The 12,638-nt window shown below is 58.5% G+C and carries 12 protein-coding genes; 8 read left to right on the forward strand and 4 right to left on the reverse strand.

The window, feature by feature from the left end; translation table 11 throughout:
- Window positions 1-94: 94 nt before the first annotated feature.
- Together envZ and ompR are read right to left on the reverse strand one after the other, a co-directional pair.
- Window positions 95-1,441 (reverse strand): two-component system sensor histidine kinase EnvZ, encoded by a 1,347-nt coding sequence (envZ, locus tag V7Q49_RS14645; RefSeq protein ID WP_142487383.1) that lies wholly within the window; start codon window positions 1,439-1,441, stop codon window positions 95-97.
- Window positions 1,438-2,157, reverse strand: coding sequence for an osmolarity response regulator transcription factor OmpR (ompR, locus tag V7Q49_RS14650; RefSeq protein ID WP_001157751.1), 720 nt, complete (start codon window positions 2,155-2,157; stop codon window positions 1,438-1,440). Before ompR ends, envZ begins: the two co-directional genes overlap by 4 nt.
- A gap of 227 nt (window positions 2,158-2,384) precedes the next feature.
- Here ompR and greB point away from each other — a divergent pair, with 227 nt between their 5' ends.
- The 5 genes from greB to feoC all read left to right on the forward strand — a co-directional run bounded on the left by greB (window position 2,385) and on the right by feoC (window position 8,453).
- Window positions 2,385-2,858, forward strand: a complete 474-nt coding sequence (gene greB / locus V7Q49_RS14655; RefSeq protein ID WP_333853043.1) for a transcription elongation factor GreB — start codon at window positions 2,385-2,387, stop codon at window positions 2,856-2,858.
- Window positions 2,859-2,959: 101 nt separating this feature from the next.
- Window positions 2,960-5,281, forward strand: coding sequence for a Tex family protein (locus tag V7Q49_RS14660; RefSeq protein WP_333853045.1), 2,322 nt, complete (start codon window positions 2,960-2,962; stop codon window positions 5,279-5,281).
- Between the two features lie 350 nt (window positions 5,282-5,631).
- Complete coding sequence (gene feoA / locus V7Q49_RS14665; RefSeq protein ID WP_333853047.1) at window positions 5,632-5,859, forward strand: ferrous iron transporter A; 228 nt, start codon at window positions 5,632-5,634, stop codon at window positions 5,857-5,859.
- A gap of 30 nt (window positions 5,860-5,889) precedes the next feature.
- A complete protein-coding gene (gene feoB / locus V7Q49_RS14670) occupies window positions 5,890-8,208 on the forward strand; it encodes a Fe(2+) transporter permease subunit FeoB (RefSeq protein ID WP_333853049.1) in 2,319 nt (772 codons plus the stop codon).
- Between the two features lie 8 nt (window positions 8,209-8,216).
- Window positions 8,217-8,453, forward strand: a complete 237-nt coding sequence (gene feoC / locus V7Q49_RS14675) for a [Fe-S]-dependent transcriptional repressor FeoC (RefSeq protein ID WP_333853051.1) — start codon at window positions 8,217-8,219, stop codon at window positions 8,451-8,453.
- 31 nt (window positions 8,454-8,484) lie between these two features.
- Here feoC and V7Q49_RS14680 read toward each other — a convergent pair whose 3' ends face one another.
- Both V7Q49_RS14680 and bioH read right to left on the reverse strand, forming a co-directional pair.
- Entirely contained in the window at window positions 8,485-8,754 is a 270-nt protein-coding gene (locus V7Q49_RS14680) for a YdgH/BhsA/McbA-like domain containing protein (protein ID WP_333853248.1), read from the reverse strand.
- Between the two features lie 111 nt (window positions 8,755-8,865).
- The gene (gene bioH, locus V7Q49_RS14685; RefSeq protein WP_333853053.1) at window positions 8,866-9,639 is read right to left on the reverse strand and encodes a pimeloyl-ACP methyl ester esterase BioH; all 774 of its coding nucleotides are present in this window, start codon (window positions 9,637-9,639) and stop codon (window positions 8,866-8,868) included.
- Between the two features lie 36 nt (window positions 9,640-9,675).
- On the opposite strand from bioH, the gene gntX reads away from it, so the two are divergent.
- From gntX to gntT, 3 genes are all read left to right on the forward strand, one after another.
- Window positions 9,676-10,359 carry a DNA utilization protein GntX gene (gene gntX / locus V7Q49_RS14690; RefSeq protein WP_333853054.1) on the forward strand — a complete coding sequence of 228 codons (684 nt, stop codon included), beginning with the start codon at window positions 9,676-9,678 and terminating at the stop codon, window positions 10,357-10,359.
- Window positions 10,360-10,417: 58 nt separating this feature from the next.
- A complete protein-coding gene (gene nfuA, locus V7Q49_RS14695; RefSeq protein ID WP_142487392.1) occupies window positions 10,418-10,993 on the forward strand; it encodes a Fe-S biogenesis protein NfuA in 576 nt (191 codons plus the stop codon).
- A 304-nt stretch (window positions 10,994-11,297) separates the two neighbouring features.
- Entirely contained in the window at window positions 11,298-12,614 is a 1,317-nt protein-coding gene (gene gntT, locus V7Q49_RS14700; protein WP_333853056.1) for a gluconate transporter, read from the forward strand.
- Window positions 12,615-12,638 lie beyond the last annotated feature (24 nt).

Raw genomic sequence — 12,638 nt, forward strand, 5'->3', positions numbered from 1 at the left:
CCGCACAAGGTAAAAGCAAAAAGGCAACGCAAGTTGCCTTTTTTAATGTTTTCTCCCTCTCCTTGTGGGAGAGGGTCGGGGTGAGGGGATCGATTTAACTCTCTTTCACCTGTCCACGGGTAAACGGAACCGGCAGCCACGCGCGGATAGATAACCCACCCCTCTCGCTGGTACCAATCTCCAGCAGACCGTTATGGTTATCCACGATACGTTGCACAATCGCCAGACCTAAGCCGGTGCCGCTGGTGCTGCGCGCGCTGTCGCCACGCACAAACGGCTGGAACAGGTGCTTGCGCTGCTCCGGCTTAATGCCCGGACCGTCATCTTCCACCTGGAACCAGGCGCGGTTTAGTTCAGAGCCGCTGCTGACCTTGATCCAGCCGTTGCCATAGCGGGCGGCGTTAACCACCATATTCGCCACGGCACGCTTGATGGAGAGCGGATGCATGCGCACGGTGATATCACCCGGCTGCAGGTCGGTTTCGATCTCACGCTCGTAGCCGCTCTCGGCCGCCACCACTTCGCCCAGCACCGCGTTTAGCTCTGCGATCTCCATCGGCATCTCCTGCCCGGTGCGCAGGTAGTCGATGAACTGCTCGATAATGGCGTTGCACTCTTCGATGTCCTTATTGATGGACTCCGCCAGGTAGCCGTCCTCCTCGCCCATCATTTCGGTGGCGAGGCGAATACGCGTCAGCGGGGTTCGCAGATCATGGCTGACCCCGGCCATCAGCAGGGTACGGTCGTCGGCCAGCTGCTTAACGCCTGCCGCCATATGGTTGAAGGCGCGGGTCACCGACCGCACTTCCGACGCGCCATACTCGCGCAGCGGAGGCGGGATAATGCCTTTACCGACCTGGAGCGCCGCATGCTCCAGGTCGACCAGCGGTCGGTTCTGGATACGGATAAACAGCCAGGCGCCGCCTATCGCCAGCAGCATGATCGCCAGGGTGTAACGGAACAGCGGCGAGAAGTCGCCCTGATGGATTTCGGTCAGCGGCACGCGCACCCAGATGTTGGGGGAGAGCCAGGTTTTCAGCCAGACTACCGGCGAGCTTTTGTTGACCTCAACGCGCACTTCCGTCGGGCCGCCCAGCTGCTGCGCCATCTGCTGGCTGAGGAATTCGTAATGTTGCGCCCAGCGCAGGCCTGCGTCTTCCGCCGCTTCGTTGGAATAGAGCGATATCCCCAGCTCACGGTAGATTTCCCGGCGAAACGCCGGTGGCACCACCAGCTGCGTGCCATCTTCCAGCTGCAGTTTATCGGTCATCAGCATACGCACTTCGTAGGCCAGGACCTTATTAAACTGTTGCAGGCTCGGCAGGATCGCAAAGTTCAGCACTACCAGGTAGGTCGTCACCAGGCTGACAAACAGCAGGGTGACGATCAGTAACAGGGTGCGGGCAAACGAGCTACGCGGCGAGAAACGCATTCGCCTCATGCTTTAGAGCCGTCCGGGACAAACACGTAGCCCAGACCCCAGACGGTCTGGATATAGCGCGGATGCGCCGGATCCTCTTCCACCATGCGGCGCAGGCGGGAGATCTGTACGTCGATGGAGCGCTCCATCGCGGAATATTCACGGCCACGCGCCAGGTTCATCAGCTTATCGCGGGAGAGCGGCTCACGCGGATGGCTGACTAAGGCTTTCAGTACCGCGAACTCGCCGCTGGTCAGCGGCATAGGCTCGTCTTCACGGAACATCTCGCGGGTGCCGAGGTTCAGCTTGAACTTACCGAATGCGATAACGGCCTCTTCCTGCGACGGTGCGCCCGGCAGTTCGTTCGCCTGACGACGCAGTACGGCACGGATACGGGCCAGCAGCTCACGCGGGTTAAACGGTTTTGGAATGTAGTCATCGGCGCCAATTTCGAGGCCCACGATACGGTCAACCTCTTCCCCTTTCGCCGTCACCATAATGATCGGCATCGGGTTGCTTTGGCTACGCAGACGGCGGCAGATGGAGAGACCATCTTCGCCAGGCAGCATTAGATCCAGCACCATCAGGTGGAAGGATTCGCGGGTTAACAGGCGGTCCATCTGTTCGGCGTTGGCGACGCTACGAACCTGGAAGCCCTGCTCGGTCAGATAACGCTCGAGCAGCGCGCGCAGGCGCATGTCGTCATCCACCACCAGAATCTTATAATTCTCTTGCATTGTCAGTACTCCCAAAGGTTCGGATAATCTTGAACAGCGTATTCTAAAAAAGTGCGCGTCTACGACCAGCTAATTCTGGTATAAATTCTAGTCGAAATTGTTACAAAGCATATTTTACAGGAGCTTATCTGCACAATTCGTCACATAACTCATTATTAATCTTGTCTGTTACGCTAAGTGATACGTAATGTGCGCAAGGTATGCAACCTAAGTCGTAAGGCCAGAGAATGAAAACGCCCCTGATCACCCGCGAAGGGTATGAAAATCTGAAGAAAGAGATGGACACGCTGTGGCGGGAAGAGCGCCCGGAGGTGACGAAAAAAGTGACCTGGGCCGCGAGTCTGGGTGACCGCAGTGAAAACGCCGACTACCAGTACAACAAGAAACGGCTGCGCGAAATCGACCGCCGGGTGCGGTATTTGACCAAATGCCTTGAGAACCTGAAAATCGTCGATTATTCACCCCAGCAGGAGGGCAAAGTCTTCTTCGGCGCGTGGGTGGAGATCGAAAACGACGATGGCGATCTCAAACGCTTTCGGATTGTCGGCTACGATGAAATTTTTGGTCGTAAGGATTACATCTCCATCGACTCGCCAATGGCCCGGGCGCTGCTGAAAAAAGAGGTCGGCGATCTGGCCGTGGTGCTCACCCCTGCCGGGGAAGCCACCTGGTATGTGAACGCCATCGACTATGTGAAATAACCCGCAGGAACAATCCGAGAGCCTGGCGCGTCGACTGGCATTTTGCCGTGCCAGTCCGTATAACTATCCCCTGATTTTTCGACCCACAAGATGAAATAGCCATGATGAAAGATTCGCTCTGCCGCATTATTGCGGGTGAACTTCAGGCCAGGGCTGAACAGGTAGAAGCTGCCGTTCGCCTGCTTGATGAAGGGAACACCGTGCCGTTTATCGCACGTTATCGTAAGGAAGTGACTGGCGGTCTGGATGATACGCAGCTGCGTAACCTGGAAACCCGCCTTGGCTATCTGCGTGAACTGGAAGACAGGCGTCAGGCGATCCTGAAATCCATCGGCGACCAGGGGAAGCTGACCGACGAGCTGGCCAAAGCCATCAACGGCACCCTGAATAAAACCGAGCTAGAAGACCTCTACCTGCCGTACAAACAAAAACGCCGCACCCGCGGGCAGATCGCCATTGAAGCTGGCCTGGAGCCGTTGGCGGATCTGCTGTGGACCACGCCGTCCCACGACCCGGAAACCGAAGCCGCGAAGTTTGTCGATGCCGATAAAGGCGTAGCCGATACCAAAGCCGCCCTCGATGGCGCACGCTACATTCTGATGGAGCGCTTTGCCGAAGACGCCGCCCTGCTGGCAAAAGTGCGTGACTACCTATGGAAGAACGCCCATATCGTCTCCACCGTGGTCAGCGGCAAAGAGGAAGAAGGTGCGAAATTCCGCGACTACTTCGATCACCACGAACCGATTTCTACCACGCCGTCTCACCGCGCGCTGGCGATGTTCCGCGGCCGCAACGAAGGGGTGCTGCAGCTCTCCCTGAATGCCGACCCGCAGTTTGACGAGCCGCCGAAAGAGAGCCACGGCGAGCAGATCATCACCGACCATCTCGGCCTGCGCCTGAACAACGCTCCGGCAGACAGCTGGCGCAAAGGGGTGGTGAGCTGGACCTGGCGTATCAAGGTGCTGATGCACCTCGAAACCGAACTGATGGGCACCGTGCGCGAACGCGCCGAAGATGAGGCGATCAACGTCTTTGCCCGTAACCTGCACGATCTGCTGATGGCCGCTCCGGCGGGCCTGCGCGCCACCATGGGCCTCGATCCGGGCCTGCGTACCGGCGTGAAGGTGGCGGTCGTGGATGGCACCGGCAAGCTGGTTGCCACCGACACCATCTACCCCCACACCGGCCAGGCGGCCAAAGCGGCGGTGGCCGTGGCGGCGCTGTGCGAGAAGCACAACGTGGAGCTGGTGGCGATCGGCAACGGTACCGCCTCACGTGAAACCGAGCGTTTCTTCCTCGATCTGCAAAAGCAGTTCCCGAAAGTGACGGCCCAGAAAGTGATTGTCAGCGAAGCGGGCGCGTCCGTGTATTCGGCCTCCGAACTGGCGGCGCAGGAGTTCCCGGATCTGGACGTCTCCCTGCGCGGTGCGGTCTCTATCGCCCGTCGTCTGCAGGATCCGCTGGCCGAGCTGGTGAAGATCGATCCGAAATCTATCGGCGTGGGCCAGTACCAGCACGACGTCAGCCAGACGCAGCTGGCGCGCAAGCTGGATGCGGTGGTGGAAGACTGCGTGAACGCCGTCGGCGTTGACCTGAATACCGCCTCCGTCGCCCTGCTGACCCGCGTGGCGGGTTTAACCCGCATGATGGCGCAGAACATTGTCGCCTGGCGCGACGAGAACGGTCAGTTCCAGAACCGTCAGCAGCTGCTGAAGGTGAGCCGTCTGGGGCCGAAAGCGTTCGAGCAGTGCGCGGGCTTCCTGCGTATCAACCACGGTGACAACCCGCTGGATGCCTCCACCGTTCACCCGGAAGCCTATCCGGTTGTCGAGCGTATTCTGGCCGCGACCCAGCAGGCGCTGAAGGCGTTGATGGGCAACAGCAGCGAGCTGCGTAACCTGAAAGCGGTCGACTTCACCGATGAGAAGTTCGGCGTGCCGACCGTGTCCGACATCATCAAAGAGCTGGAGAAGCCGGGCCGCGATCCGCGTCCTGAGTTTAAAACCGCGACCTTTGCCGAGGGCGTTGAAACCATGAACGACCTGCTGCCGGGCATGGTGCTGGAAGGTGCGGTCACCAACGTCACCAACTTTGGTGCCTTCGTGGATATCGGCGTGCACCAGGATGGCCTGGTCCATATCTCCTCCCTTGCCGACAAGTTCGTTGAAGACCCGCACACCGTGGTCAAAGCGGGCGACATCGTGAAGGTGAAAGTGCTGGAGGTGGATCTGCAGCGCAAGCGTATCGCCCTGACCATGCGTCTGGACGAGCAGCCTGGCGAGACCAACGCACGTCGTGGCGGCGGTAACAGCGAGGCGCGTCAGCAGCGTCCGGCGGCGAAACCACGCGGACGTGAAGCACAGCCCTCCGGCAACAGCGCGATGATGGATGCGCTGGCGGCGGCGATGGGTAAAAAGCGCTAGCCTACGTAATGCCCGGTGGCGCTTCGCTTACCGGGCCTACGGTTTACAGGCCGGGCAAACGCAGTGCCGCCCGGCAAACAGCCCGCAAGAATTAAACTAAAAATATGCTCATTTATTTTTATAAATATGAAACCGATTGCATATCCATATTTAAACCAATAATTATCACTCCGTTAACAATAAATCTTTTTATCTCCTACCATCAGCGCCCGTAAATATTGAGCAAGGTCAAGCAGCCTGCAAATTAATAGCCCTGGCCACATTCCGTCACATATTTAATATTGATGATAGAAACCATTCTCATTACCATTGTTCCTGTTGATTATTTAACCTTCCGTTAAGCAGGCACTATGCAATTCACTCCAGACAGCACGTGGAAAATTACCGGCTTTACCCGCGAAATAAGCCCGGCCTATCGGCAGAAATTGCTCTCTTTAGGGATGCTACCCGGCTCCTCTTTCCAGGTGGTGCGTATTGCACCGCTGGGCGATCCGGTGCATATCGAAACCCGTCGTGTGAATCTGGTTCTGCGTAAGAAAGATCTCGCCTTAATAGAAGTTGAAGCTCTGTCTCAATAACACGCCAGCTCTCGTAGCGAGTCTAAAAGAATGAAAAAATTAACTATTGGCTTAATTGGCAATCCGAACTCCGGCAAGACCACGTTATTTAACCAGCTTACCGGCGCGCGTCAGCGAGTAGGTAACTGGGCGGGTGTTACGGTCGAACGGAAAGAGGGCCAGTTTGCGACTACCGATAATCAGGTCACCCTTGTCGATCTGCCCGGCACCTACTCCTTAACCACCATCTCCTCCCAGACCTCTCTGGATGAGCAGATTGCCTGCCACTACATTCTGAGCGGCGATGCCGACCTGCTGATCAACGTGGTGGATGCCTCAAACCTCGAGCGCAACCTCTACCTGACGTTACAGCTGCTGGAGCTGGGTATCCCCTGCGTGGTGGCGCTGAACATGCTCGATATTGCCGAGAAGCAGCAGATCCGTATCGACGTCGATGCCCTCGCCGCCCGCCTCGGCTGCCCGGTGGTACCGCTGGTCTCCACCCGCGCCCGCGGTATCGACTCTCTTAAACTGGCGATTGACCGCCACAGCACCAATACCGACGTCAATCTGGTGCATTACGCCCAGCCGCTGCTGCGGGAAGCCGGGATCCTCGCCCAGGAGATGGCGCACAGCATGCCGTTCAAACAGCGCCACTGGCTTGGCCTGCAGATGCTGGAAGGCGATATCTACAGCCGTGCCTACGCCGGGGATGCCGCACAGCATCTGGATGCCTCCCTGGCACGGTTAAATGATGAACTGGATGACCCCGCCCTGCACATTGCCGATGCGCGCTACCAGAGCATCGCCGCCATTTGTGACGTGGTCAGCAATACTCTCACCGCCGAGCCGAGCCGCTTTACCCGGGCGATGGACAGGGTGATCCTCAACCGTTTTCTCGGCCTGCCGGTGTTCCTGCTGGTGATGTACGTGATGTTTCTGCTGGCCATCAACATCGGCGGCGCGCTACAGCCGCTGTTTGATGTCGGCTCGGTGGCCATCTTCATTCACGGTATTCAGTGGCTGGGTTACACCCTGCACCTGCCGGAGTGGCTGACCATTTTCCTCGCTCAGGGTCTGGGCGGCGGGATCAACACCGTGCTGCCGCTGGTGCCGCAGATCGGCATGATGTACCTGTTCCTCTCGTTCCTTGAGGACTCCGGTTACATGGCCCGCGCGGCCTTCGTGATGGATCGCCTGATGCAGGCGCTCGGCCTGCCGGGCAAATCCTTTGTACCGCTGATTGTCGGCTTCGGCTGCAACGTGCCGTCGGTGATGGGTGCCCGTACGCTGGATGCGCCCCGCGAACGGCTGATGACCATCATGATGGCGCCGTTTATGTCCTGCGGTGCCCGCCTGGCGATCTTTGCGGTGTTTGCCGCCGCCTTCTTCGGTCAGGAGGGGGCCCTGGCGGTCTTCTCGCTGTACGTGCTGGGTATCGTAATGGCGATCCTCACCGGCCTGATGCTCAAACACACCATCATGCGTGGTGAAGCCACACCGTTCGTAATGGAGCTGCCGGTCTATCACGTTCCTCACCTGAAAAGCCTGCTGATCCAGACCTGGCAGCGGCTGAAAGGCTTTGTCCTGCGGGCAGGTAAAGTGATTGTGGTGGTCAGCATCTTCCTCAGCGCGCTGAACAGCTTCTCACTGAACGGCAAGGCGGTGGACAACATCAACGACTCGGCGCTGGCCTCCGTCAGCCGCGTCATCACCCCGCTGTTCAAACCGATTGGCGTGCATGAAGACAACTGGCAGGCCACCGTCGGCCTGTTCACCGGCGCGATGGCGAAAGAGGTGGTGGTCGGCACGCTGAACACCCTCTACACCGCAGAAAATATCCAGGAAGAGGAATTCAACCCGGCGGAGTTCCACCTCGGGGACGAACTGTTCAGCGCCGTGGATGAAACCTGGCAAAGCCTGAAAGAGACATTCAGCCTGAGCGTACTGGCGAACCCGATTGAAGCCAGTAAAGGCGACGGGGAGATGGCGACCGGCGCCATGGGCGTGATGAGCGAGAAGTTTGGCAGCGCCTCGGCAGCCTACAGCTACCTGATCTTCGTTCTGCTCTACATTCCGTGCATCTCGGTGATGGGGGCCATCGCCCGCGAATCGAGCCGCGGCTGGATGGGCTTCTCGGTCCTGTGGGGGCTGAATATCGCTTACTCGCTGGCAACGGTGTATTACCAGACGGTCAATTTCAGCCAGCATCCGCAGTACAGCCTGGTCTGTATCCTGGCGGTGGTGCTGTTTAACGTAATGGTGATAGGCCTGTTGCGCCGGGCGCGCAGCCGCGTGGACGTCAACCTGCTGGCAAAAGGCAGAACCGCAGCGGCCTGCTGTGAGAGCCCGGTCAGCGACTGTCATTAGGAGGCGGCATGGCATCGTTAATTGAGGTTCGTGATTTACTGGCGCTGCAGGGGAGAATGGAAGCTACCCAGCTCAGCCAAATCTTGCGCACGCCGCAGGCGATGATCGAGGCCATGTTGCAACGTCTGGAGGCGATGGGGAAAGCGCAGCGCATCCAGGAGGATGCCGACGGCTGCTTATCCGGCAGCTGTAAAAGCTGTCCTGAAGGAAAAGCCTGCCTCAGGGAGTGGTGGGCGCTTCGGTAACCCGAAGCGCCACCCGGCGATCAGCGAGGAGTTACTTGAACACTTCTGCCGTTGCACGAATATCTTTTTCGTTCTTCGTGCCGCTGGTGATCACATAGTAAGTGCCGCCCAGCTTATCTGCTTTCTCAGACAGCTCTTTTTTGGCGTCCATCGGCGCGGTTTTGTCAGAGGTAGAAACATCCCCGACTTTCGTCAGATTCATCTTTTTAGCTTCATCGCGTTGCAGCTCTTTCGCCGCAAAAGCGCCAAAAGACAGCGACCCAATAACCAGTGAAGCGACAATTCCTGTGACAAGTTTCATATCCATACTCTCCATCGATTGGTAATTGTGTTTATCGCTGGCGTTACCGCCACCACGACGTAATCAGTATCGTAGCGACAGCCGACTTTTTCCACGAAGAACATAAAACAATCAGAGTATTCGTTGACGTAGCGCCGTCAGGGCGGCGCAAAACGCCTGCGGATGCGAGATGAAAGGCGCATGGGCGGCTTTGGCGATCGTCTGCGATTCGCTTTGCGGCCACAGCGCGTCGAGCAGCGGCACCACCTTACGCGGCACCAGCCCGTCCAGCGCGCCATACAGACGCAGATGCGGCAGCGTCAGCGACGCCAGCGGCGTGCGCAGATCGGTGGTTTTGAGGATCTCCAGCCCGCCGTTCAGCACCGCCACTTCCGGCATCGGCAGTGACAGCACCGTGGCTTTCAGCGTCCTGGCGTCCTGGCGCGCGGTTTCCGTGCCCATGGTCTGCAGAGCGAGGAAACGCTCCACCGTGCGCTGAAAATCGTTGCTCAGCTGCTGCTGAAAACCAGCCAGCACCTCGGGTTTGATCCCCGGCCACTCCGCCTGGGCGCTAAAGCATGGGGAGGACGCCACGGTCACCAGGGCCTGCACCCGCTCAGGATGGGTCAGGGCAATCTGGCTTGCCACCAGCCCGCCGAGGCTCCAGCCCAGCCAGATCGCCTTATCCGGGGCCTGAGCCAGCACCTGCTCCGCCATATCGGGCAGCGGCATCGCGCCGGCATCACGGCTGCGGCCAAACCCAGGCAGGTCCACCAGGTGCAGCGTAAACTGCGAGGCCAGTTCCTCGCTGATGCAACGCCATACTTCGGCATTCAGCCCCCATCCGTGCAGCAGCACAAGATGACAATTTCCTGTCCCGACGGTCTGCCACCAAAGCTTGTTCATCGATTACTGTTCTCTTTTTTCACAAGGAGGTTGTCTATGCTAACAGTGCCCGGCTTGTGCTGGCTATGCCGGATGCCGCTTGCGCTCAGCCACTGGGGCGTCTGTTCCCTGTGCGAAAAGGGGCTGGCGGGGCGTGGAGGTGTTTGTCCGCAGTGCGGCTTACCGGCCATCCATCCTCACCTGCCCTGCGGGCGCTGCCTGCGCAAACCGCCGCCGTGGCAGGCGCTGGTGGCGGTGAGCGGCTATACGCCGCCATTGAGTCCGCTGGTGCATCAGCTGAAGTTTTCCCGCCGCAGCCAGCTGGCAAAACCGCTGGCCAGACTGTTGCTGCTGGCGCTGCTGCGCGCCAGGCGCAGCCGGGAGTTACCGCGTGTTGATCTGCTGGTCGGCGTGCCGCTCTGGTCCCGACGCCACTGGCGGCGCGGGTTCAACCAGAGCGACCTGCTCTGCCGCCCGCTGGCCCGCTGGCTGAACTGCCGCTATGTTCCCGAGGCCATTCGCCGGATCCGCGCCACTCCGGCCCAGCATCAGCTCAGCGCCAGATTGCGTAAACGTAACCTGCAGCACGCGTTTGCGCTTGAATTACCGGTCGCCGGACGCCATATCGCTGTGGTGGATGATGTCGTGACAACAGGCGCTACCGTCGCGGAACTCTCCCGCCTGCTTTTGCGAAGCGGCGCGGCGTCGGTTCAGGTATGGTGTCTGTGTCGAACCTTGTAGCGCCCTCAGGTTGGGCGTATTATACCCAGGTATTTTAGTCAACTATTAGGCCAATGCTATGATCCGTATTTCCGATGCTGCACAAGCGCACTTTGCCAAACTGCTGGCAAATCAGGAAGAAGGGACCCAGATCCGCGTGTTCGTGATCAACCCGGGCACCCCGAATGCAGAATGCGGCGTCTCTTATTGCCCACCGGATGCTGTGGAAGCAACTGACACTGCCCTGAAATTTGAGCAACTCACCGCCTATGTCGATGAGCTGAGCTCCCCGTATCTGGAAGATGCGGAAATTGATTTTGTGACCGACCAGCTGGGTTCCCAGTTAACCCTGAAAGCACCAAACGCCAAAATGCGTAAAGTGACCGATGACGCCCCGCTGATGGAGCGCGTTGAGTATCTGCTGCAGTCCCAGATTAACCCGCAGCTGGCCGGTCATGGTGGTCGCGTCACCCTGATGGAGATCACCGAAGACGGGCTGGCCATTCTGCAATTTGGCGGCGGCTGTAACGGCTGTTCCATGGTCGACGTGACCCTGAAAGAGGGGATCGAGAAGCAGCTGCTGAACGAGTTCCCGGAGCTGAAAGGCGTGCGCGATCTCACCGAACACCAGCGCGGCGAACACTCTTACTACTGAGTTGCCGTGACCTGTTGCCCGGTGGCGCTGTGCTTACCGGGCCTCTCTCCCTTTCCCCCTCCCCCATAACATGACCTGCGTCTCAGAATTCACATTTTGCCCGCCAGGGTGATTCTCAATCCGCCCATGTTACCCGTATCATTCTCGTGGGCACTTAAACACCTCTACGCCGACCGACTAAGCTTAATGATTTAGAAGGCAGCCTGTCTTTGTGCCAGGAAGTACGCTGTTCCCAGTTGGGGCAACATTAATATGTCGTTGAAACAATGACGTTACCCATAACAATTTTAAAGGCCAGATAATCATGCCATTAGTCATCGTCGCTATCGGTGTAGTCCTGTTACTGCTCCTGATGATCCGTTTCAAAATGAACGGCTTCATTGCCCTTGTACTGGTGGCCCTTGCTGTAGGCCTGATGCAAGGGATGCCGCTGGTAAAAGTTATCAGCTCCATTAAAGCCGGTGTCGGCGGTACGCTCGGTAGCCTCGCGCTGATCATGGGCTTCGGTGCCATGCTCGGTAAAATGCTCGCTGACTGCGGCGGCGCACAGCGTATCGCAACCACGCTGATTGCAAAATTCGGCAAAAAGAACATTCAGTGGGCCGTGGTCTTAACCGGCTTCACCGTTGGTTTTGCGCTGTTCTACGAAGTGGGCTTTGTGCTGATGCTGCCGCTGGTGTTCACCATCGCCGCCTCTGCCAGCATCCCGCTGCTGTATGTCGGTGTGCCAATGGCCGCTGCGCTGTCCGTGACCCACGGCTTCCTGCCGCCGCACCCGGGCCCGACCGCGATCGCTACCATCTTCCATGCTGACATGGGTAAAACCCTGCTGTTTGGTACCATCCTGGCGATCCCAACGGTTATCCTCGCAGGCCCGGTATTTGCCCGCACCCTGAAGGGCATCGACAAGCCGATCCCGGAAGGTCTGTACAGCGCGAAAACCTTTACTGAAGAAGAGATGCCGAGCTTTGGCGTCAGCGTCTGGACCTCTCTGGTCCCGGTGGTGCTGATGGCCCTGCGCGCCGTCTGTGAAATGATTCTGCCGAAAGGCCATCCGGTTCTCGGCGTGGCGGAGTTCCTCGGCGATCCGGTCATGGCGACGCTGATTGCGGTCCTGATTGCGCTGTTCACCTTCGGTCTGAACCGTGGCCGTTCCATGGATCAGATTAACGATACCCTGAGCTCTTCGATCAAAATCATCGCCATGATGCTGCTGATCATCGGTGGCGGCGGTGCGTTCAAACAGGTTCTGGTTGATAGCGGCGTGGACAAGTACATCGCCTCCATGATGCATGAAACCAACATCTCCCCGATCCTGATGGCATGGTCTATTGCGGCGGTGCTGCGTATCGCGCTGGGTTCGGCGACCGTTGCGGCTATTACCGCAGGCGGTATCGTTGCCCCTCTGATCGCCACTACCGGCGTCAGCCCTGAGCTGATGGTTATCGCGGTAGGTTCCGGTAGCGTGATCTTCTCTCACGTAAACGACCCGGGCTTCTGGCTGTTTAAAGAGTATTTCAACCTGACCATCGGCGAGACCATCAGATCCTGGTCAATGCTGGAAACCATCATCTCCGTCTGCGGGCTGATTGGGTGTCTGTTGTTGGGTACGGTTGTTTGATGTGACAGTGCCGGGTGGCGGCAA

This window comes from Leclercia sp., from assembly GCF_036780805.1.
In the GTDB taxonomy this organism is placed as follows: domain Bacteria; phylum Pseudomonadota; class Gammaproteobacteria; order Enterobacterales; family Enterobacteriaceae; genus Enterobacter.

Excerpts from the sequence above, each read along its gene's own strand:
- envZ (WP_142487383.1), bottom strand. The coding sequence starts at position 1,441 with ATGAGGCGAATGCGTTTCTCGCCGCGTAGCTCGTTTGCCCGCACCCTG.
- ompR (WP_001157751.1), bottom strand. The coding sequence starts at position 2,157 with ATGCAAGAGAATTATAAGATTCTGGTGGTGGATGACGACATGCGCCTG.
- greB (WP_333853043.1), top strand. The coding sequence starts at position 2,385 with ATGAAAACGCCCCTGATCACCCGCGAAGGGTATGAAAATCTGAAGAAA.
- V7Q49_RS14660 (WP_333853045.1), top strand. The coding sequence starts at position 2,960 with ATGATGAAAGATTCGCTCTGCCGCATTATTGCGGGTGAACTTCAGGCC.
- feoA (WP_333853047.1), top strand. The coding sequence starts at position 5,632 with ATGCAATTCACTCCAGACAGCACGTGGAAAATTACCGGCTTTACCCGC.
- feoB (WP_333853049.1), top strand. The coding sequence starts at position 5,890 with ATGAAAAAATTAACTATTGGCTTAATTGGCAATCCGAACTCCGGCAAG.
- feoC (WP_333853051.1), top strand. The coding sequence starts at position 8,217 with ATGGCATCGTTAATTGAGGTTCGTGATTTACTGGCGCTGCAGGGGAGA.
- V7Q49_RS14680 (WP_333853248.1), bottom strand. The coding sequence starts at position 8,754 with ATGAAACTTGTCACAGGAATTGTCGCTTCACTGGTTATTGGGTCGCTG.
- bioH (WP_333853053.1), bottom strand. The coding sequence starts at position 9,639 with ATGAACAAGCTTTGGTGGCAGACCGTCGGGACAGGAAATTGTCATCTT.
- gntX (WP_333853054.1), top strand. The coding sequence starts at position 9,676 with ATGCTAACAGTGCCCGGCTTGTGCTGGCTATGCCGGATGCCGCTTGCG.
- nfuA (WP_142487392.1), top strand. The coding sequence starts at position 10,418 with ATGATCCGTATTTCCGATGCTGCACAAGCGCACTTTGCCAAACTGCTG.
- gntT (WP_333853056.1), top strand. The coding sequence starts at position 11,298 with ATGCCATTAGTCATCGTCGCTATCGGTGTAGTCCTGTTACTGCTCCTG.